Genomic DNA, 19908 nt, shown 5'->3' with positions numbered 1-19908 from the left:
TCCGGTCTCAGCCGCCGGTTGAGGACCCCTCGGGCGCTCTGCGCAGCAGGGTGAGCATCCGCCAGGCATCGGGAGAGTCCAGCGGCACGCCCGGGTCGAAGTCGCCGAACTGCGCCTCGACGGTCAGTCCCCCGGCGAGGCGGAGGGCGGCGTCCAGCTCGGTCGCCGTCCAGAACCGGTAGGGCACCACGCCCTGGATCACATCGCCGCCGTCGATCGCGATCGTCACGTGGTCGTGGACGATCTGCGTGATCGGATCCAGCTGATCCGACGGCTCGCCCCACCGGACGCGGGCGCTGACGCCGTCCTTCTCCACCGCCCACGCCGCGGAGACGCGGGGCGTCTCGCTGAGCCGGTCGGCCGGATGGCTCATCTCGATCACCGCCAGCCCGTCGTCGGCGAGGTGCGCGGCGACGCACCGCAGGTAGGCGACGAGGGCGTCCAGCGTCATCAGGTGCGCCGTGGAGTCGAGCATGGTGATGACGAGGTCGAAGCGGCGTCCCAGCGAGAAGTCGGTCATGTCGCCCTCGACGACCTCCAGCGGCAGCCCGCTCCCCCGCTCCCGGGCGTAGGCGCACATCGCCGGGCTGAGGTCGAGGGCGGTCGCCGCCACCCCTCGGCGGGCGAACTCCCGTGCGTGCTCGGCCGGACCCGCGGCCAGTTCGAGGACGTCGTGCGCGTCACCGGCCCAGCGCCGCAGCACGTCCACTTCGGCGCGCACGTCGCGGAAGGAGCAGGCCAGCTCGTACGCCCATGGATGGTCGTAGATCACAGTTCCCATGCTCCCAGACCCACGGGGTGGCGCGGTTTGACCGGCCCCCGTGGCACCGGCAGGCTCGTCGGCGATGGAACTCCCCGAGCACGCGACGACGGACGACGCCCTGGCCGAGGCGGCCGGGATCGGGCCGTACTTCGCCGTCGACACCGACCCCGGCATCGCCGACCATCCGCTGTGGCGGCCGCTGACCGCGCTGTACGGTCCCGCCCTGCCCGCGCCCTACGGTCCCGCGCTGCCCGATCAGATCGCGAACGTGCGCGTGCGCCTGGGCACGACCGAGGAACGGGTGGCGGCGTCCCTGTTCTTCCAGGGCGTCGCGGGCCGCCTGTGGTCCCCGGCGCTGGCGACCGCCGTCCTCCACGGTCGCGTTCCGGGGCTCGATCCGGCCGGGACCTACTGGCGCGCCGCCTCCCCCGGCCCGGTCGTGCTCGCGGCGCCGGGCGCACCGGCCCTCCCCGGAGACGCGGCCGCCCTGCGACGCGTCATCGTGGACGGCCACCTGGTCCCGCTGGTCCGCGCCGTCCGCGCGGTGACGCCGGTCGCGGAGGGCCTGTTGTGGGGCAATGCCGCATCCGCCCTCGTCGGCGCGCTGACCGTCCTGACCATGGCCCGCCCGGGAAGTTCCGCCGCGGCGTCCCGCCTGGTCGGGGAACTGCTGGCGACGCCGCCGCTCAGGGCGGCCGGCGACCTCGGCCCGTACGGCTTCCGCCGCCGGAGCTGCTGCCTGTACTACCGCGTCCCCGGCGGCGGCAAATGCGCCGACTGCGCCCTCCTGTAGAAAACCGGCCATCCCCACCCGTCCCCGACCGCCGCCCACCTGTGTCGCACGCCTGTCGACGGCCACTGTGACGCCGCCTGTGACGTCTCAAGACCGGCGAATCGGTCACCCGCCCGGCAACGTCGACGCCGAGCAGGCCACAACGACGGCACGGCGCGTCGGCGATCAGTGATTCCGCAGTCGGCGGACGACGCGGCCTCACCTGCGGAACGGGACAATATGGCCATGACGGACGAAAACCGGCCGACGCTCGGCGTCGGCATGATCGGCCACGCCTTCATGGGGCGGGCCCACTCGCACGCGTGGCGGAGTGTCACGGCCTTCTTCGACCTGCCGTGCGCCCCGGTGATGGTCGCGCTCGCGGGCCGCTCCCGCGACCGGGCCGTCGCGGCCGCCGACCGGCTCGGCTGGCAGTCGGCGGAGACCGACTGGCGCGAGCTGATCCGCCGCGACGACGTGGACATCATCGACATCTGCACGCCGGGCGACACCCACGCCGAGATCGCCATCGCGGCCCTCGACGCCGGCAAGCACGTGCTCTGCGAGAAGCCGCTCGCCAACACGGTCGAGGAGGCCGTGGCGATGGCCGAGGCCGCCGAGCGCGCCCGGGCGAACGGCGTGCGCTCGATGGTGGGCTTCAGCTACCGGCGCGTGCCCGCGCTCACCCTCGCCCGCAAGCTCGTCGCGGACGGCCGGCTGGGCACGATCCGGCACGTCCGTGCGCAGTACCTGCAGGACTGGATCGTCGATCCCGAGTTCCCGCTCGTCTGGCGGCTCGACAAGGACAAGGCCGGCTCGGGCGCGCTCGGCGACATCGGCGCGCACATCATCGACGCCGCCCAGTTCGTCACCGGGGAGCGGATCCTCGGCGTCTCCGCCCTGATGGAGACCTTCGTCAAGGAACGCCCGCAGGCGGACGGGTCCGCCGGGCTCGGCGCCGCCCCGGCCGGCGATTCCGCACGCGGCCGGGTCACCGTCGATGACGCGGCTCTCTTCATCGGCCGCATGTCGGGCGGCGCGCTCGCGTCGTTCGAGGCCACCCGCTTCGCGAACGGGCGGAGGAACGCGCTCCGCCTGGAGATCAACGGATCGGCGGGCAGCCTGGCGTTCGACCTCGAGTCGATGAACGAACTGTACTTCTACGACGGCACCGAGGACTCCGAGACCGCCGGGTTCCGGCGGATCCTGGTCACCGAGCCCGTGCACCCGTACGCCGGCGCCTGGTGGCCGACCGGGCACCTGCTGGGGTACGAGCACACGTTCACGCATGAGGTGAAGGACCTCCTGGAGGCGATCGGCACGCGGACCGACCCGTCACCGTCCTTCGCCGACGGCCTGCAGGTCCAGGAGGTCCTCGAGGCGGTCGTGCGCAGCGCCGGCCGGAACGGGACCTGGACGGCCGTAGGCGACTCCGGCGGCACGCCCGGGAGCTGACCCGCCACGGACGCGGAGAGGGCGTCTACGGCCGTGCCACGACGCTGTGGACCAGGCCGTAGGCGACCGCCTCGTCGGCGGTGAGGAGGCGGTCCTCGCGCGCGTCCGCACGGATCTCGTCGGCCTCGCGGCCCGTCGTCTCGGCGAGCCGGAGGTAGAAGGCGTCGACGAGGTGCCGGTGCTCCTCCTCCCGCGCCGCGAGGTCCGTGGCGCCGCCGACCGCGAGGCCCGCTCTGGGCTCGGCCAGTCGCAGCACCGCGTGGGGCGTCATCTCGCGCCGTCGCGCGGCGGTGAGCACGGCGAGCGGTGGCCCGCCGACCTGGCCGATGACGAGGACGTGGACCGGGCAGGTGACCGCGTTCACGGTGTCCGCTGCGGCGAACGCCGCCTCGAGATCCCCGTCCGGGGTCTGCAGGTGCAGCCGGACCGGCTCCTCCCCCGCGGCGTCGAGCGTAACGAGCCTCGCGCACAGCTCCGAGGCGCGCGTACCGTCCAGATGGCCGGTGGCCAGGATGATCCGGTGCTCCAGCAGCCGGTCGCCGAGCGGGTCGGCCTCGCCTGACGGGAACGACCCGCCCGGCGGAAGGGACGGCATCGTCATCGGGCACCTCCTCCACGGGCTCCCTACGACGATAGCCGCCGCGTCACCGTACCGACCGGACCCGCACCGGTCGCGGGTCGTCCGTACGGCCGGGGCCGAGGGCGATCCGCGCTTCGAGCAGCCGCGGGTCGTCGGACGCGCGGAACCGCCCGCCGAGGCCGCCGAGCAGGGCGCGCACCCGGGTGTTGTCCGCGAGCATCGTGGCGCGGACCTCGGCCAGCCCCTGCTCGTGCGCCACGGCGACCAGGTGACGCGCCAGGGCCGCCCCGATGCCCCTGCCCTGCCAGCCGTCCTCGACGAGGAACGCCAGTTCGCCGACTCCGGGGTCCAGCGTGTACATCAGGTGGGCGAGCGCGAGGATCGATCCGTCGGGGCCCTCCGCGGCCGTGGTGAGGCCGTGCGCCCGGTCGCAGAAGACCCGCAGGAGCCGCTCCGGGGTGTCCGGCCGCGCGCTGAAATAGCGCCGCCGGCGGCTCTCGAGCGAACACCGGGCGTGCAGGTCCCGTACCGCCTCCGCGTCGAGCGGCGTCAGCGGCCGTACGGTGATCTCGGTGCCGTCTCCGAGGAGCAGCCGCTGCCGGGTCGGCGCCGGGCCGTGGGACGGGAGCAGCGAGCGGACCAGCGCGTTGGCCCGGGCGATCTCGGTGAGCGTGAACGGCAGGCCCTCGCGGTGCAGGAGGACTCCGTGGAGGTGCCCCGCGGAGACGACGACCGTCGTCGGGTCCGGGTGGTCGTCGAGGGCGGCGGGGCCTGCCACCCATTCGGCACCGTCGGCGCGGAGCAGTTCGGCGAGGATCTCCGGCAGGGCACGCGGGTTCGACCGCAGGCGGACGGCCAGGGACAGGGCGCGGCTCGGCTCGTCGATCAGTTCCTGCGGGGCCGCCGGAACGACGCTGGTCCGGCGGCCCGACGCGACCGAGACGGCCGCGGTGAGCGCCTCCGCGGTGACTCCGGTGGGCACGTCCACAACGAACTCGTCCACCACGCCGTCCGCGTCGACCTGGACGGACAGGTCGAGGATGTTCGCGCCCCGGGCCGCCAGGGCGGCGGTCAGGACGGCGAGCCGGCCCGGCCGGTCGTCGATCTCGGTGCGTACGCGGAGCAGCGGCATGTCATCCCCTTCGGCGACTGAACGTGGGAAGCCTCCCGCATCACTGTTACGGGGTCGCTACATGGCCGTTTCCGCCGGATCAGCACTTCCGGCGACAAAAGGGAAGGATCCGGCATCCTCTCGGCTGCCGGATCCTCCTCAGAGAGTGCTCGGTCAGGGCGTCGCGGCCCAGCCGGGCATCGGGAAGCCCGCGAGCAGTTCGCGGATCTCCCCGGCGATCTTGTCGAGGGTGGCCTCGTCGTCCGCCGCCGTGATCGCCTGGTCGATCGACGCCGCGACGAACGCCATGTGCTCCTCGGTGAGGCCGCGGGTCGTGATCGCGGCGGTGCCGAGGCGGATGCCCGACGGGCTCCACGGCTTGCGCGGGTCGAAGGGCACCGTGTTGAAGTTCAGTTCGATGCCCGCGCGGTCGAGCGCCTTGGCCGCCGGCTTGCCGGCGATGTCCTTATTGGTCAGGTCGATGAGGATCAGGTGGTTGTCGGTGCCGCCGGAGACCAGGTCGAACCCGCGCGCGGTCAGCGCGGCGGCCAGCGCCCGGGCGTTCGCCACGATCTGGCGGGCGTACGTCTTGAAGTCCTCCTGCGCGGCCTCTTTCAGCGCGACCGCGATCGCGGCGGTCGTGTGGTTGTGCGGGCCGCCCTGCAGGCCGGGGAAGATCGCCTTGTCGATCGCGGTGGCGTACTCCTCGGTCGTCAAGATCATGGCGCCGCGCGGGCCGCGGAGGGTCTTGTGCGTCGTCGTGGTGATGACGTCGGCGTGTCCGACCGGCGACGGATGCGCGCCGCCCGCGACGAGCCCGGCGATGTGCGCGATGTCCGCGGCGAGAACGGCGCCGACCTCGCGGGCGATCTCGGCGAACGCCGGGAAGTCGATCGTCCTCGGGATCGCGGTGCCGCCGCAGAAGATGAGCTTCGGGCGTTCGGCACGGGCGAGGTCGCGCACCTTGTCCATGTCGACCCGGCCGGTCTCGCGGTCCACGCCGTAGTGCACCGGCCGCAGCCACTTGCCGGTGATCGACACGGGCGACCCGTGGGTGAGGTGGCCGCCGTGGGCGAGCTCCAGTGACAGGAAGGTGTCCCCCGGATTCAGGAACGCCAGGTGGACGGCAAGGTTGGCGGGCGAGCCGGAGTACGGCTGCACGTTGGCGTGGTCGGCGCCGAACAGCGCGCGCGCTCGTGCCTTGGCCAGCTCCTCGACGGGGTCGACGACCTGCTGGCCCTCGTAGTAGCGCTTGCCGGGATAGCCCTCGGAGTACTTGTTGGTCAGGACGGAGCCGGTCGCCTCCAGCACGGCGGGCGAGACGTAGTTCTCCGAGGCGATGAGGCGGACCTTGTCGTGCTGCCGGCGGGCCTCGGCCTCGATCAGGCCGGCCAGGTCGGGATCGGCGGCGGAGAGATGGGACAGCGGTGGCTGGTGCACGGGGCCTCCAGTACGGGCTCGGCTCCCAGCACCCAGGCGCGCGGTGCCAGATCTCTTCGCTCCCCGGTGGTGAACTCCACCTCATGCGCCAGTCGCGTTCCCCATCCTAACGGACCGCCCCGCCGTCGATCGGGATTCCACGCGGGACACGAGCGGCCGGAACCGGGATCCACCACGGACGCGACCGGCCCGAATCGGAACTCACCACGCGACGCGATCGGCCGGGACGAGATCTCCGTCGGGGACGCGGTCGGAGGGACGCGGCCGGCCGGAACGGGGATCTCCGTCGGGACGTGATCGGCCCGGTGCCCGCCGAGGCGGGCACCGGGCCGATCACCGCTGCGATACGCGGAGCTAGTTACGAGCGCGCTGCATCGCCGCCTGGATGGCGGCGCGCTCGGCGCGCAGCTTGGCCAGCGCCTCCTCGAGGATGGCCTCGCCATCGGCGTCGCTACGCCGCTCCTTCACGTAGGCGAGATGCGTCTTGTAGGGCTCGTTGCGCGGCGGTGCCGGCGGGTTCTCAGGGTCCTTACCGGCGGGGAATCCGCACCGGGGGCAGTCCCACTGGTCGGGCACCGCGACGTCGGTCGCGAAACTCGGCCGGGACTCGTGCCGGTTCGCGCAGTAGAAGCTCACCCAGACGCGCGGGGCCGCCTCACCACGCTCGGCCTCTCCCATCGGGCCAGCACCGACACGGCTGCCCCGAATAGCGTTGCCACTACCCACGGACTACTCCTCGCTTCCTTTGGCCGCCGCGACGCGGGGCGCGGCGGCCGTCAACACACTGCGGGTCTTGCCGGACTCAGCCGTGGTGGCCGTGCTTGAGCAGCAGACCCAGCGCGATGATCGACGCGAACCAGATCACGCCCGTGCCGATCGTGAACCGGTCGAGGTTCCGCTCGACCACGGACGACCCGCCGAGCGACGAGCTGATGCCGCCGCCGAACAGGTCCGACAGGCCACCACCCTTCCCCTTGTGCAGGAGGACGAGCAGCACCATCAGCGCGCTCGTCAGGATGAGCACGATGGAGATTGTGATGATCACAGCAGTTCAGCGCTTTCGTGATTCACCCCGCTGCTCGCGGGGAATGTTCGCGTATTCAGGTCATCCGCTACCGAGGGTACGACGTTCCACCGCGTGGTTCAGCAGAAACGCGCAGTCTGTTGCGCAAGATCACACCGGCAGCTCGCGATACCTGCAGATCTTGACGAACTCCCCGGCGTCCAGGCTCGCTCCGCCGACGAGTGCTCCGTCGATGTCCGGCTTCGCCATGATGCCGGCGATGTTGTCGCCCTTGACGGAGCCCCCGTAGAGAACGCGGACCTGATCGGCGAGGTCTCCACTGTACAGCTCGGCCAGCCGCGTGCGGATCGCGCCGCAGACCTCCTGCGCGTCTTCAGGGGTCGCGACCTCGCCGGTGCCGATCGCCCACACCGGCTCGTACGCGATGACGACGCGCTGCGCCTGGTCGGCCGGGACCTTCTGCAGACCGCCCTCGACCTGGGCGAGCGTGTGGGACAGGTGCTCCCCGGCCTTACGGACCTCCAGGCCCTCGCCGACGCACAGGATCGGCGTCAGGTCGTCCTTGAGGGCCGCCTTCACCTTCGCGTTGACGAGCGTGTCGTCCTCGTTGTGGTACTGGCGGCGCTCTGAGTGCCCGGCCAGGACGTAGGTGCAGCCGAGCTTGGCGAGCATCGCGCCGGAGATCTCGCCGGTGTAGGCGCCCTTCTCATGCGGCGAGATGTCCTGCGCGCCGTACACGAGCTTGAGCTTGTCGGCGTCCACCAGCATCTGGATGCTGCGAATGAAGGTGAACGGCGGCAGCATCGCGACGTCGACCGCCTCGTAGTCGGCGTCCTTGAGGCCGAAGGCGACCTTCTGGACGTGGGCGATGCCCTCGAAGTGCGTGAGGTTCATCTTCCAGTTGCCGGCGATGAGCGGCCTGCGCTGCTGCGGAGCGGTCTTCGAGGCCACGGTCAGTCCTCCAGGGCGGACAGGCCGGGCAGCGTCTTGCCCTCGAGGTACTCGAGGCTCGCGCCGCCACCGGTCGAGATGTGGGAGAAGCCGTCCTCGGGGAGGCCGAGCTTGCGCACGGCCGCGGCCGAGTCGCCGCCGCCGACCACGGTGAACGCGTCCGAGGCGATGAGGGCCTCGGCGACCGCGCGGGTGCCGCCGGCGAAGGCGTCGAACTCGAACACGCCCATCGGGCCGTTCCAGAAGACGGTGGCCGCGTCGGCCAGCTTGCTCGCGAACAGCTCGCGGGTGCGCGGGCCGATGTCCAGGCCCTCGCGGTCGGCCGGGATCGCGGTGGCCGCGACGGCCTCGTGCGGCGCGTCGGGGCCGAACTCGGTGGCCGCCAGCACGTCGACCGGCAGCACCAGGTCGACGTCGCGCTTGGCCGCCTCCTCGATGAAGCCGCGGACCTGGTCGAGCTGGTCCTCCTGCAGCAGCGACTTGCCGACCTCGTGACCCTGGGCCTTGAGGAAGGTGTACGCCATGCCGCCGCCGACGATGAGGCGGTCGACCTTGCCGAGGAGGTTGGCGATGACGCCGAGCTTGTCGGAGACCTTCGCGCCGCCCAGGACGACGACGTACGGCCGGGTGGGCTCGCCGGTGAGGCGGCGCAGCACGTCGACCTCGGCGGCGATGAGGCCGCCGGCGGCGTGCGGGAGCCGCTGCGGCACGTCGTAGACGCTGGCGTGCTTGCGGTGCACGGCGCCGAAGCCGTCGCCCACGTACAGCTCGGCGAGGGCGGCCAGGCGGTCGGCGAACTCGCCGCGCTCCGCGTCGTCCTTGCTGGTCTCGCCGGCCTCGAAGCGGAGGTTCTCCAGGAGGGCGACCTCGCCGTCCTGGAGCGCGTCGGCGGTGGCCCGCGCGCTGTCGCCGACGGTGTCGGTGGCGAAGCGGACCTCGCGGCCCAGCAGCTCGCCCAGCCGCTCGGCGACGGGGGCGAGGGAGAACTCCGGCTTCACCTGGCCCTTGGGGCGGCCGAGGTGGGCGCAGACGATGACGCGCGCGCCCTTGTCGGCGAGCCTGTTGATGGTCGGGACGCTGGCACGGATCCGGCCGTCGTCCCCGATCACGCCGTCCTGCAGCGGAACGTTGAGGTCCGAGCGGACCAGCACCCGCTTGCCGCGCACGTCGCCGAGATCGTCGATCGTGGACATGCTCATTGATCGCACTCCTGGTCGTGTCGGAACGAGCGCAGCAGGTCCGGGACCTGCTGCGCTCGTTCGTGGGTTCGCCGTCACCGGGCCGGGCGGCGGTTCACGGCCTCGTGTTCCCGTTCAGGGCCCGTCGCTCGTGCGCCGCCCGCCGCTCGGCTCAGAGGCGGGAGCCCACCAGCTTGGTGATGTCGACGAGGCGGTTGGAGTAGCCCCACTCGTTGTCGTACCAGCCGACGACCTTGACCTGGTCGCCGATCACCTTGGTGAGCCCGGAGTCGAAGATGCACGACGCCGGGTCGGTGACGATGTCGCTGGAGACGATCGGGTCCTCGGTGTAGGTGAGGATCCCGCGCAGCGGGCCCTCGGCCGCCTCGCGCAGCGCCGCGTTGACCTCCTCGACGCTGGTCTCACGGCTCACCGTGACGGTCAGGTCCGTGGCCGAGCCGGTCGGCACGGGCACGCGCAGCGCGTAGCCGTCCAGCTTGCCCTTGAGCGACGGCAGCACGAGGCCGATGGCCTTCGCGGCGCCGGTGCTGGTCGGGACGATGTTCAGGGCGGCGGCGCGGGCGCGGCGCAGGTCCTTGTGCGGGCCGTCCTGGAGGTTCTGGTCCTGGGTGTAGGCGTGGATCGTGGTCATCAGGCCGCGCTCGATGCCGAACGTGTCGTTGATGACCTTGGCCATCGGGCCCAGGCAGTTGGTGGTGCAGGACGCGTTCGAGATGACCGTGTGCAGCTCGGGGTCGTAGGCGTCGTCGTTCACGCCCATCACGATCGTGACGTCCTCGTTCTTGGCCGGCGCGGAGATGATGACCTTCTTCGCGCCGTTCTCGACGTGGACCTTCGCCTTGTTGGCGTCGGTGAACAGGCCGGTCGACTCGATGACGATGTCGACGCCCAGGTCGCCCCAGGGCAGCTTGGCCGGGTCACGCTCGGCGAAGGCCTTGATGGACTTGCCGCCCACGGTGATCTCGTCCGCGCCGGCCTTCACCTCTTCGGGCAGCCGGCCCAGGATGCTGTCGTACTTGAGCAGGTGGGCGAGCGTGGCGTTGTCGGTGAGGTCGTTGACCGCCACGATCTCGACATCGCCACCGGCGGCGTTCAGCGCTCGCCAGAAGTTGCGGCCGATGCGGCCGAAGCCGTTAACGCCAACCCGGATGGTCACGGCACCGATCTCCTCATGCTTCGCGCCCCCGGAGGCGCCCGGGGGCCTGTGAACTTGACGTGTGCTCTCGTGGTCGACCCTACCGAACCCGTCGTGATGTGACTGTAACCACCGGGCCGGAACGACCGGTCCGCCGCCCTGCCGGGAGCCAACATCCGAATGGCGGACGGCGGACCATCGCCAGGGTAATTGGTCTAGACCTAATGGTCTAGACCAAATCGATCCAGAACACGGCTTTCGTCCGTAAGTGATCCCGGTCACGTCGGCCCCTCGGCCCGTCGGCCGCCGGGGTGCGCGACCCGTCCTCCCGGGACACGCCCGTGAGCCGTTCCTCCGAACCTCCCTCGGCTACCCCACGGGCGCGGCGGCCGCGAGCCGGCCGGCACGGGCGTCGAGATGGCGCTTCTCCGGCACGCTCGTCGCATATCGGGCGGCGGTCCGGTACGCCTCCAGCGACTCCCCCCGCCGGCCGGCCATCTCCAGCAGGTGGGCCCGTACGGAGTGGAGCCGGTGGTGCCGCGCCATGCGGTCGTCGGCCGCCAGGCCGGCGACCACGTCCAGGCCGCGCGCCGGGCCGTGGACCATGGCGACGGCGACCGCCCGGCCCAGGGTGACCATCGGGCCCGCCTCGACGCGCTCCAGGAGCTCGTACAGCGCGAGGACCTGCGGCCAGTCGGTGTCCTCGGCCCGCTCGGCCTCGTCGTGGACGGCGGCGATCGCCGCCTGGATCTGGTACGGCCCGAGCGCGCGCGTGCGCGCCAGCGTCGCGGTGACGAGGGCGACGCCTTCGGCGATGAGGGCCCGGTCCCACCGGTCGCGGTCCTGCTCGGGCAGCGGGACCAGCGAGCCGTCCGGCCGGGTGCGGGCGTCGCGGCGCGCCTCGGTCAGGAGCATGAGGGCCAGGAGCCCGGCGACCTCGCCGTCCTCCGGCAGCAGCCGGTGCAGCAGGCGGGTCAGGCGCAGGGCGTCGGCCGTCAGGTCGTGGCGCTGGAGTTCGAAGCCGGCGCTGACGGTGTAGCCCTCGTTGAACATCAGGTACAGCACGTGCAGCACCGCACGGAGACGCTCAGGGCGTTCCTCCGGCGACGGCGGCTCGAACCTCGCCCCGGCCTTCCGGATGGTCTGCTTGGCCCGGCTGATGCGCTGCGCCATGGTCGCCTCGGGCACAAGGAAGGCGCGGGCGATCTCCGCGGTGCCGAGGCCGCCGACCGCCCGCAGCGTCAGCGCGATCTGCGTGGCCGGCGACAGCGACGGGTGGCAGCACAGGAACAGCAGCGTCAGGCCGTCGTCGTGCTCGCCGGGAGCCCGGTGGTCGGCGGCGGCCGCCACCAGCAGGGAGGGCGGGGTGGCGAGGAGGTCGGCGTCCTCCCGCCGCCGGCGCGCCGCGTCGCTGCGGACCCCATCGGTGAAGCGCCGCGTCGCGACGGTGACCAGCCAGCCGTACGGGTTGCCGGGAACGCCCTCGGCGGGCCACTGGGCGGCCGCGGCGAGCAGTGCCTCCTGGACGGCGTCCTCGCAGGCGTCGAAGCGGCCGTAGCGGCGCATGAGGGCCCCGAGGACCTGCGGCGCCAGGCGGCGCAGCAGGTCCCCGAGCGGTTCGCCCGGCGGCGGCCCGGCCGAGGTCACAGAGTGTTCCCGGCGGCCTCGTGCAGGATCGGCCAGACCTCGACCGCGTGCGTCGAGGCGAAGGGCAGCTCGGCGGCGATCTCCAGCGCCCGCTCCTCACCCTCCACGTCGATCAGGTACCAGCTGGCCAGGTACTCCTTGGTCTCCAGGTAGGGGCCGTCCGTGACCGCCGGGACCCCGTTGCGTACCCGCACGACCTTCGCCTGGGCGGCGTCCGCGGTCCCGTACGCGCCCAGCAGCTCCCCCGTCTCGGCGAACCTCCGGTTGAACGCGTCCTGCGCCGCGACGGCCTTCTCGAAGTCCTCCGCGGAGAACGACTCCCACAGCTCCTGATTGCCGTAGATCAGGATCATGTACTTCACGCTCGGCACCCTTCGCTCCGGCGCCCCTGGCTCGGGCGCCTCTCGCCAGGTGGTCGGAGCCGCCGGGTGGCCCTCGACATCCTCCGCCGAGATTTCTACACCGGATCCGGCACGCAGATCATGGGATCGGCACATCATGGGATCGGCGGGTCGGGGAGCCGGCGGGACCCGGGGATCCGGGCGCGAACGGAACCCCAGGATCAGGGCGCGAGCATGTCCGCGGTGACGTTCGCCTCGGTGCCGGCGATGCCCTGGTCTATCGCGCGCTTGTCGGCCATGGCCAGCAGGCGCCGGATCCGGCCGGCGATGGCGTCCTTGGTCAGCGGCGGGTCGGCGAGCTGGCCGAGCTCCTCCAGAGACGCCTGCTTGTGCTCCAGCCGGAGCCGGCCGGCGGCCACGAGGTGCTCGGGCGCGTCGTCGGCGAGGATCTCCAGGGCGCGCGCGACCCGTGCCCCGGCCGCGACCGCCGCCCGCGCGGAGCGGCGGAGGTTCGCGTCGTCGAAGTTGGCCAGACGGTTCGCGGTGGCGCGGACCTCCCGGCGCATCCGGCGCTCCTCCCAGGCGAGCACCGAGTCGTGCGCGCCGAGCCGGGTCAGCAGCGCCGAGATCGCGTCGCCGTCGCGGACGACGACGCGGTCCACGCCGCGCACCTCGCGCGCCTTGGCGTGGATCCTCAGCCGCCGTGCCGCGCCGACCAGGGCCAGGGCGGCCTCCGGGCCGGGGCAGGTCACCTCCAGGGACATCGACCGGCCGGGCTCGGTCAGCGAGCCGTGCGCCAGGAACGCCCCCCGCCACGCCGACTCGGCGTCGCAGGCGCCGCCGGCCACGACGTGCCGGGGCAGGCCGCGGACCGGGCGGCCATTGTTGTCGATCAGGCCGGTCTGCCGGGCCAGGGACTCACCGTCGCGGAACACCCGGACGACGTACCGGTTGCCCTTGCGAAGCCCGCTCGGCGCCAGCACCACCACGTCGGAGCTGTGCCCGAAGACCTCCGCGAGGTCCTTGCGCAGACGTCGCGCCGCGGCTCCGGTGTCGAGCTCCGCCTCGATCACGATGCGCCCGCTGACAATGTGCAGTCCTCCGGCGAAGCGCAGCAGCGTCGACACCTCGGACTTGCGGCAGCACGGCTTCATGACGGACAGCCTGCTCAGCTCGTCCTTCACCACGCCGGTCATCGCCATGGATGTGATCCTCCCCCTGTAGCCAACATCCCGTCAGGGCAGTCTCGCCGAATCTTGCCGGGGACAGTGGCCGCTGACAAAGATCTGTGCGAACGCTTGGGCCAACCGTGCCGGATCATGTCGTGGAGATCCATCTCCGGCCGCGACGTCGGCCAGCACGAGCGTCCCCCCGAGGGTACGCGCCGCCTTCTCGACGACATCGCGCTCCTCTACGACATTCCGGTCGGCGAGGACGATGTCGACCCTCAGGTCGGGGGCGTGGGCGCGCAGCACCTCCAGGTGCCGCTGCGGCGAGAAGTCATCGGTCTCGCCGGGCTGGGGTTCGAGATTGAGCGCGACGATCCGCCGGGCCGGCGTGCGCAGGAGCGCCTGGGCCAGCTCGGGGACCTTCAGGTGGGGCAGCACGCTGGTGAACCAGGAGCCGGGTCCGAAGACGACCCAGTCGGCCTCCTCGATGGCGCGCAGGGCGTCGGGGGACGCGGGCGGGTCCGGCGGGACCAGCGAGACGCTCAGGACCTGCCCGGCGGTCTTGGCACAGGCCACCTGGCCGCGTACGTGAGTGATCTCCTGCGGCCGCTCCGGGTCGGCGCCACGGACCTCCGCCACGATGTCGAGCGGCACGGACGCCATGGGCAGCACCCGGCCCTGCGCGCCCAGCAGCCGTCCCATCCAGTCCAGGCCGGCGACCGGGTCGTCGAGCAGTTCCCACAGCGCCACCATGAGCAGGTTGCCCACGGCGTGCCCGTGCAGCTCGCCCTCGCTGCGGAAGCGGTGCTGGACCACCTCGCTCCAGGTGCGCCCCCAGTCGTCGTCGCGGCACAGCGCGGCCAGCGCCATGCGCAGGTCACCGGGCGGCAGGACGCCGAGCTCCCGGCGCAGCCGGCCGCTGGAGCCGCCGTCGTCGGCGACGGTCACGACGGCCGTGAGCCGGTCGGTGACCCGGCGCAGCGCGGACAGTGAGGCGAACAATCCGTGCCCTCCGCCGAGGGCGACGACCTTGGGGGAAGCCACCTGTCGTTATTCCCGTCCCAGATCCCGGTGGACGACTCTCACCTCGAGCCCTTCATCGCCGAGCCGGGCGCCGAACTGCTCGGCCATCGCGACACTGCGGTGCTTGCCGCCGGTGCAGCCGACGGCGAGCGTGACGTAGTGCTTGCCCTCGCGTTCGTACCCCTCCGCGAGCAGCCGCAGCACCTCGGTGTAGGCGTCGAGGAACTCCTTGGCCCCCGGCCGGGACAGGACGTAGTCGCGCACTGCCGGGTCCCGGCCGTTCTGCGGGCGCAGCTCGGGGATCCAGTGCGGGTTCGGCAGGAACCTGCAGTCCACCACCAGGTCCGCGTCGACGGGCAGGCCGTACTTGTAGCCGAAGGAGACGACGGTCGCGCGCAGGCTCGACTCCCCCGCCTCGCCCCCGAAGAACTCGACGATCTTGGCGCGCAGCTCGTGGACGTTCAGCGCGCTGGAGTCGAGGACGAGATCCGCCTCGGCGCGGACGTCGCGCAGCAACTCGCGCTCGCGGGCGATGCCGTCGACGATCCGGCCGTCGCCCTGCAGCGGGTGCGGCCGGCGTACGCTCTCGAAGCGGCGGACGAGGACGTCGTCGGACGCCTCCAGGAACACCACCCGTGGGTGCGCGCCGCGCGCCTCCAGGTCGTCGAACGCCGACTGCAGGTCGGTCGTGAAGGCCCGGCTGCGCACGTCGACGACGACCGCGATGCGCGGGACCGCCCCCTGGCCGCGCTCGGCGAGATCGGCCATCGTGGCCAGCAGGCCCGGCGGCAGGTTGTCGACGACGAACCAGTCCAGGTCCTCCAGCGACTTGGCGGCGGTGCTCCGCCCCGCCCCGGACATGCCGGTGATGATCACGATGTCGGGCACTTGAGGGCCGCCCGGCAGATTGGCCCCTGTCGTATGGTTCACGTCTCGTCTCCCCCGTCCTGCGCGCCGGTCGCCGCCCCGTCGTCGGCGTGCAACGCCGCGACGATGTTCTCAGCCGTACGGCGCCCGATGCCAGGAACCTCGGCGATCTGGTCGGGGCCGGCCTGCTTGAGCATCTTCACGGACCCGAAGTGCTTGATCAGAGCCTTGCGGCGGCCCGGCCCCAGGCCGGGGACGTCATCGAGCTCGCTGACCAGCATGCCCTTGCTCCGCTTGGTCCGGTGGTACCGGATGGCGAAGTCGTGCGCCTGGTCGCGGAGCCGCTGCACGAGGTACATCGCCTCGCTGTTGCGCGGCAGGATGACCGGGTCCTCCTCGCCGGGCAGCCAGAGCTCCTCCAGGCGCTTGGCGATGCCGCACACGTCCACGTCGTCGATGCCGAGCTCGTCGAGGGCCCGCTGAGCGGCCGCGACCTGCGGCGGGCCGCCGTCGACGACGACGAGGTTGGGCGGATAGGCGAACTTGCGGGGCCGGCCCGTCTCGGGGTCGATCGGCCCGCCGGCCTCCGGCTCGCCCAGGACGTCCAGCTCGCCGGTCTTCTCCGTCTCCTCCAGGTACCGCTTGAAGCGGCGGCGGATCACCTCGTGGATGGAGCGGACGTCGTCCTGGCCTTCGACCGTCTTGATGGAGAACCGCCGGTATTCGCTCTTGCGCGGCAGGCCGTCCTCGAAGACGACCATCGAGGCGACGACGTTGGTGCCCTGGAGGTTCGAGACGTCGTAGCACTCCATCCGCAGCGGCGCCTGGTCGAGCTCAAGTGCGTCCTGCAGCTCCTGCAGGCCCTTGCTGCGGGTCGTCAGGTCCGTCGCCCGGCGCGTCTTGTGCTGCTTGAACGCCTCGACGGCGTTGCGCTCGACGGTCTCCAGCAGCGTCTTCTTGTCGCCGCGCTGGGGCACCCGCAGGTCGACGCGGCCACCCCGGTGCTCGGCGAGCAGCTCGACGACCGCGTCGGTGTCGGGCGGCAGCGCGGGGACCAGGATCTCCCGTGGCACCGCCTCCGACGTGGCCTCGCCGTACATCTGCAGTACGAACTGCTCGACGAGCTCGCCGGTCGTGACATCCTCGACCTTGTCGACGACCCAGCCGCGCTGGCCCCGGATCCGCCCGCCGCGCACGTAGAAGACCTGGACCGCGGCCTCCAGCTCGTCGTCGGCGAAGGCGATGACGTCGCAGTCGGTCGTGTCGCCCAGCACCACCGACTGCTTCTCCAGCGCCCGCTGCAGGGCCCGGATGTCGTCGCGCAGGCGCGCGGCGCGCTCGTACTCCTGGCCGGCGGCGGCCGCCTTCATGTCCTTCTCGAGCGCCTTGATGAACCGGGCCGTGTCCCCCGCCATGAAGTCGCAGAAGTCCTCGGCGAGCTCCCGGTGGGCCGCCTCGGTGACCCGGCCGACGCAGGGCGCCGAGCACTTGCCGATGTCACCGAGCAGGCACGGCCGGTCCATCCGCCGCTGCCGCTGGAAGACCCCGGCCGAGCAGGTGCGCACCGGGAACACCCGCAGCAGCTGGTCGACGGTCTCGCGGATCGCCCACGCGTGGGAGTACGGGCCGAAGTAGCGGACGCCCTTCTTCTTCGCGCCGCGCATGACCTGCACGCGCGGGACGTCCTCGTGCATGGTCACCGCGAGGTACGGATAGGACTTGTCGTCGCGGTACTTCACGTTGAACCGCGGGTCGAACTCCTTGATCCAGGAGTACTCCAGCTGCAGCGCCTCGACCTCGGTGCGCACGACCGTCCAGTCGACGCCCGTGGCGGTCTGCAGCATGGTCTGCGTACGGGGATGCAGGCCCGCGAAGTCGGCGAAGTAGGAGTTCAGCCGGGCGCGGAGGCTCTTCGCCTTGCCCACGTAGATGACCCGGCCGGTCCCGTCGCGGAAGCGGTACACCCCGGGAGACTCGGGGACGGAGCCGGGCGCGGGCCGATAGGTCGCCGGATCTGCCACGCCGTAAGCCTAGTCCGGTCGGGCGGCGACGTGGCTTGTGTGACGAATTGTGGTGACTCGGGTCACTTGTGCGGATTGGCAATTTCTGGGAACGACGGCGGTCACGGGGAGCCAGGGTTCAGCACTCGATCGGATGAAGGGGGACCTTGATCGTGTCGACCGTCACCGCGCTGGCCGTACTGATCGGCTCGGTACTGCTCGGCCTGCTGGTGGTGGAGATCCTTCGCCGGGCGCTCACGAGCCGGCTCGTCTCACGCTGGCCGCTGGCTCCGCCCATCGTCCGGCGCTGCGTCAAGCCGGGTTTCGCCCTCGCCTTCGCGGCGGGAGCGACCGCCGGGCTGCCGCCGCGCCAGGTCCTGGGCCGGGCCGCGCCCGACATCCGCCACACGCTCTCGCTCCTCGTCATCGCGTCGATGACCTGGCTGATCATCCAGGCGGCCTACGCCGCGACCGACGTTGCCCTCGAGCACCTCACCCGAATCGAGGGCGACCGGAACGTCCGCGCCCGGCGGGTGCGGACGCAGGTGATGCTCCTGCGCCGGACCGCCGCTGCCGTCGTCGTGATCATCGCGGCGTCGTCGATGCTCTTCACGTTCCCGGCCGTACGGGCGGTGGGCGCGGGCCTGCTGGCCTCCGCCGGGATCGCCGGCATCGTCGCCGGCATCGCCGCCCAGTCGACGCTGAGCAACGTCTTCGCCGGGCTGCAGCTGGCCTTCAGCGACGCCCTGCGCATCGACGACGTCCTCGTCGTCGAGGGCCAGTGGGGCCGGATCGAGGAGCTGACGCTCACGTACGTCGTGCTGCGACTGTGGGACGAACGGCGGCTCGTGCTTCCCGTGTCGTACTTCGTGCACAACTCCTTCGAGAACTGGACCCGGCACACCTCCCGGGTGATCGGCACGGTGCTGCTGCACGTGGACTGGAGTGTTCCCGTCGAGGAACTGCGGACGGAGCTGTACGGGTTCCTGCGCGAGCATCCCCTCTGGGACCAGAAGGACTGGGTGCTGCAGGTGACCGACGTCCTGCCGAACGGCCTGGTCCAGGTACGGGCGCTGATGAGCGCGCACGACTCCCCCAGCGCGTTCGACCTGCGGTGCGACGTCCGCGAGCACCTGATCGCCTTCATCCGGGAGAAGTACCCGTCGGCGCTCCCCCGCTTCCGCGCCGACACGGAGGCCCTCCCGTCGAACGCCGCGTGGACCGACGACCGGTCCGCCCCGCACGCCTGAGACCTGGTCCGGCCGGGCCGGACGGTTCGTCCGGCCCGGCCGGGGCGAGCGTTCTCAGGCGAGCTTGATCTCGCCGTTCTCCACCTTCACGGACTTACGCGGCAGCGGCCTGTCGGCCGGGCCGTTGGCGACGGAACCGTCACTGATCTTGAACTTGCTGCCGTGGCAGGGGCAGTTGATCGTGCCGCCGGTGACCGAGTCGACCGTGCAGCCGCGGTGGGTGCAGACCGCGCTGAACGCCTCGAACTCCCCCTGCTTGGGCTGCGTGACGACGACCTTGCGGTCCTTGAAGACCTTCCCGCCGCCCACCGGGATGTCGGCGGCCTTGCCCAGCGCGCCGTCGCCGCCCGCCGGAGCCGCGGCCCCGCCGCCGCCCTGCCCGGAGCCGCCCTGCTTCGAACCGCCGGAGTCGTCCGAGGACTTCCCGCCGCAGGCGGCGAGTGTTCCGGCGACGCCGACCAGACCGACGCCGAGCAGCATTCCGCGACGCGTCGTGTCGGCGCGGGTCACGGTCTCTTCCCCGCCGGCCGGGGCGGCCGATGGATCGAACGGCATGTGATCCTCCTCGTGTTCGGGTCTACATCCGGTTTCCACGAAGGAGCGATGCGTTCGGTTCAACCCTAATCGACGATGATTCCGTCGCCCTGCAGCCGGACGGTGAACTCCTGGAGCGGCGCGCCGGCCGGGCCCTGCTTGACCGAACCGTCGGTCGCGTTGAACTCGCTGCCGTGGCAAGGGCAGGTGATCACACCGTTCTCGGGACTGCCGACGGTGCATCCCTGGTGCGTGCAGGTCGCGGTGAACGCCTTGAACGTCCCCTGCGTCGGCTGCGCCACGACGATCTTCCACTTGTCGAGGACCTTGCCGCCGCCGACGGGGATCTCGCTGGTCCGGGCGATCACCTTGCCCTTGATCGCGGGCGGCACGATGGCCTTCGCCGGCCGTGTCCCGCAGGCCCCCAGGCCGAGCATCCCCACGCCCGCCAGACCCGCCGTGCCCAGCAACCGCCGCCGTGAGCAGCCGACCGCTTCGTCAGTCATCGATCTCCCCGGAAAGGACCATCTACTACACGCTGTAGTACATCGCCGCCATGCTACCGCCCGGCCCGTGAGCCGATGAGCCGCCCCCGGTGAGGACGGCGGGCGTGAACCTGCCGGTCGGCGGGACGGTGTCCGTCCGCC

Annotated in this window: 20 protein-coding genes and 1 riboswitch; of the genes, 3 read left to right on the top strand and 17 right to left on the bottom strand. The window is 71.9% G+C overall.

What is annotated here, in order from left to right; translation table 11 throughout:
* Window positions 1-7 precede the first annotated feature (7 nt).
* Window positions 8-781, bottom strand: a complete 774-nt coding sequence (locus tag NDW01_RS35305; RefSeq protein WP_252828700.1) for a class I SAM-dependent methyltransferase — start codon at window positions 779-781, stop codon at window positions 8-10.
* 64 nt (window positions 782-845) lie between these two features.
* Between NDW01_RS35305 and NDW01_RS35300 the strand changes: the two genes are divergently transcribed.
* Together NDW01_RS35300 and NDW01_RS35295 are read left to right on the top strand one after the other, a co-directional pair.
* Window positions 846-1556 carry a (2Fe-2S)-binding protein gene (locus NDW01_RS35300; protein WP_252828699.1) on the top strand — a complete coding sequence of 237 codons (711 nt, stop codon included), beginning with the start codon at window positions 846-848 and terminating at the stop codon, window positions 1554-1556.
* A 225-nt stretch (window positions 1557-1781) separates the two neighbouring features.
* On the top strand, window positions 1782-2990 hold the full coding sequence (locus NDW01_RS35295; protein WP_252828698.1) for a Gfo/Idh/MocA family protein: 1209 nt from the start codon (window positions 1782-1784) through the stop codon (window positions 2988-2990).
* Between the two features lie 25 nt (window positions 2991-3015).
* Here the strand turns inward: NDW01_RS35295 and NDW01_RS35290 are convergent, their stop codons facing one another.
* The 14 genes from NDW01_RS35290 to uvrC all read right to left on the bottom strand — a co-directional run bounded on the left by NDW01_RS35290 (window position 3016) and on the right by uvrC (window position 17498).
* The gene (locus NDW01_RS35290; protein ID WP_252828697.1) at window positions 3016-3591 is read right to left on the bottom strand and encodes a ClpP family protease; all 576 of its coding nucleotides are present in this window, start codon (window positions 3589-3591) and stop codon (window positions 3016-3018) included.
* A 43-nt stretch (window positions 3592-3634) separates the two neighbouring features.
* On the bottom strand, window positions 3635-4702 hold the full coding sequence (locus NDW01_RS35285; RefSeq protein WP_252828696.1) for a GNAT family N-acetyltransferase: 1068 nt from the start codon (window positions 4700-4702) through the stop codon (window positions 3635-3637).
* A gap of 153 nt (window positions 4703-4855) precedes the next feature.
* Window positions 4856-6121, bottom strand: a complete 1266-nt coding sequence (locus tag NDW01_RS35280) for a serine hydroxymethyltransferase (protein ID WP_308211849.1) — start codon at window positions 6119-6121, stop codon at window positions 4856-4858.
* Between the two features lie 23 nt (window positions 6122-6144).
* Window positions 6145-6220: riboswitch (ZMP/ZTP riboswitch) on the bottom strand.
* A gap of 255 nt (window positions 6221-6475) precedes the next feature.
* The gene (locus NDW01_RS35275) at window positions 6476-6847 is read right to left on the bottom strand and encodes an RNA polymerase-binding protein RbpA (protein WP_308206111.1); all 372 of its coding nucleotides are present in this window, start codon (window positions 6845-6847) and stop codon (window positions 6476-6478) included.
* A gap of 76 nt (window positions 6848-6923) precedes the next feature.
* Window positions 6924-7166 carry a preprotein translocase subunit SecG gene (secG, locus tag NDW01_RS35270; RefSeq protein WP_252786007.1) on the bottom strand — a complete coding sequence of 81 codons (243 nt, stop codon included), beginning with the start codon at window positions 7164-7166 and terminating at the stop codon, window positions 6924-6926.
* Between the two features lie 129 nt (window positions 7167-7295).
* On the bottom strand, window positions 7296-8096 hold the full coding sequence (tpiA, locus tag NDW01_RS35265; protein WP_308211848.1) for a triose-phosphate isomerase: 801 nt from the start codon (window positions 8094-8096) through the stop codon (window positions 7296-7298).
* Between the two features lie 2 nt (window positions 8097-8098).
* The gene (locus NDW01_RS35260) at window positions 8099-9289 is read right to left on the bottom strand and encodes a phosphoglycerate kinase (RefSeq protein WP_305883849.1); all 1191 of its coding nucleotides are present in this window, start codon (window positions 9287-9289) and stop codon (window positions 8099-8101) included.
* 157 nt (window positions 9290-9446) lie between these two features.
* On the bottom strand, window positions 9447-10451 hold the full coding sequence (gene gap / locus NDW01_RS35255) for a type I glyceraldehyde-3-phosphate dehydrogenase (protein ID WP_252828694.1): 1005 nt from the start codon (window positions 10449-10451) through the stop codon (window positions 9447-9449).
* Window positions 10452-10799: 348 nt separating this feature from the next.
* On the bottom strand, window positions 10800-12077 hold the full coding sequence (locus NDW01_RS35250) for an RNA polymerase sigma factor (protein ID WP_252828693.1): 1278 nt from the start codon (window positions 12075-12077) through the stop codon (window positions 10800-10802).
* The gene (locus tag NDW01_RS35245; RefSeq protein WP_252828757.1) at window positions 12074-12430 is read right to left on the bottom strand and encodes a YciI family protein; all 357 of its coding nucleotides are present in this window, start codon (window positions 12428-12430) and stop codon (window positions 12074-12076) included. The genes NDW01_RS35250 and NDW01_RS35245 overlap by 4 nt, the downstream gene beginning before the upstream one ends.
* A gap of 209 nt (window positions 12431-12639) precedes the next feature.
* Window positions 12640-13620 (bottom strand): DNA-binding protein WhiA, encoded by a 981-nt coding sequence (gene whiA, locus NDW01_RS35240; protein WP_252786014.1) that lies wholly within the window; start codon window positions 13618-13620, stop codon window positions 12640-12642.
* A gap of 33 nt (window positions 13621-13653) precedes the next feature.
* Window positions 13654-14631 carry a gluconeogenesis factor YvcK family protein gene (locus NDW01_RS35235; protein ID WP_252828692.1) on the bottom strand — a complete coding sequence of 326 codons (978 nt, stop codon included), beginning with the start codon at window positions 14629-14631 and terminating at the stop codon, window positions 13654-13656.
* 6 nt (window positions 14632-14637) lie between these two features.
* Window positions 14638-15540, bottom strand: a complete 903-nt coding sequence (gene rapZ, locus NDW01_RS35230; protein ID WP_308206982.1) for an RNase adapter RapZ — start codon at window positions 15538-15540, stop codon at window positions 14638-14640.
* Window positions 15537-17498, bottom strand: a complete 1962-nt coding sequence (gene uvrC, locus NDW01_RS35225) for an excinuclease ABC subunit UvrC (RefSeq protein ID WP_252828691.1) — start codon at window positions 17496-17498, stop codon at window positions 15537-15539. The genes rapZ and uvrC overlap by 4 nt, the downstream gene beginning before the upstream one ends.
* Before the next feature lie 152 nt (window positions 17499-17650).
* Here uvrC and NDW01_RS35220 point away from each other — a divergent pair, with 152 nt between their 5' ends.
* Window positions 17651-18727, top strand: a complete 1077-nt coding sequence (locus NDW01_RS35220; RefSeq protein WP_252828690.1) for a mechanosensitive ion channel family protein — start codon at window positions 17651-17653, stop codon at window positions 18725-18727.
* Between the two features lie 54 nt (window positions 18728-18781).
* Here the strand turns inward: NDW01_RS35220 and NDW01_RS35215 are convergent, their stop codons facing one another.
* Together NDW01_RS35215 and NDW01_RS35210 are read right to left on the bottom strand one after the other, a co-directional pair.
* Window positions 18782-19282: a Rieske (2Fe-2S) protein gene (locus NDW01_RS35215; RefSeq protein WP_252828689.1), complete on the bottom strand. Its 501-nt coding sequence runs from the start codon at window positions 19280-19282 to the stop codon at window positions 18782-18784.
* 65 nt (window positions 19283-19347) lie between these two features.
* Window positions 19348-19767, bottom strand: a complete 420-nt coding sequence (locus NDW01_RS35210; RefSeq protein ID WP_252828688.1) for a Rieske (2Fe-2S) protein — start codon at window positions 19765-19767, stop codon at window positions 19348-19350.
* Window positions 19768-19908: the final 141 nt, after the last annotated feature.

This window comes from Actinoallomurus soli (assembly GCF_024055715.1).
Lineage (GTDB): Bacteria > Actinomycetota > Actinomycetes > Streptosporangiales > Streptosporangiaceae > Actinoallomurus > Actinoallomurus soli.
This window is presented reverse-complemented; position numbering and strand designations above follow the sequence as displayed.

Bases quoted from the DNA above. Each gene is read 5' to 3' on its own strand.
- NDW01_RS35210 (WP_252828688.1), bottom strand. From the start codon at position 19,767: ATGACTGACGAAGCGGTCGGCTGCTCACGGCGGCGGTTGCTGGGCACG.
- NDW01_RS35300 (WP_252828699.1), top strand. From the start codon at position 846: ATGGAACTCCCCGAGCACGCGACGACGGACGACGCCCTGGCCGAGGCG.
- NDW01_RS35290 (WP_252828697.1), bottom strand. From the start codon at position 3,591: ATGACGATGCCGTCCCTTCCGCCGGGCGGGTCGTTCCCGTCAGGCGAG.
- NDW01_RS35295 (WP_252828698.1), top strand. From the start codon at position 1,782: ATGACGGACGAAAACCGGCCGACGCTCGGCGTCGGCATGATCGGCCAC.
- NDW01_RS35215 (WP_252828689.1), bottom strand. From the start codon at position 19,282: ATGCCGTTCGATCCATCGGCCGCCCCGGCCGGCGGGGAAGAGACCGTG.
- NDW01_RS35285 (WP_252828696.1), bottom strand. From the start codon at position 4,702: ATGCCGCTGCTCCGCGTACGCACCGAGATCGACGACCGGCCGGGCCGG.
- NDW01_RS35305 (WP_252828700.1), bottom strand. From the start codon at position 781: ATGGGAACTGTGATCTACGACCATCCATGGGCGTACGAGCTGGCCTGC.
- NDW01_RS35260 (WP_305883849.1), bottom strand. From the start codon at position 9,289: ATGTCCACGATCGACGATCTCGGCGACGTGCGCGGCAAGCGGGTGCTG.
- whiA (WP_252786014.1), bottom strand. From the start codon at position 13,620: ATGGCGATGACCGGCGTGGTGAAGGACGAGCTGAGCAGGCTGTCCGTC.
- NDW01_RS35245 (WP_252828757.1), bottom strand. From the start codon at position 12,430: ATGATCCTGATCTACGGCAATCAGGAGCTGTGGGAGTCGTTCTCCGCG.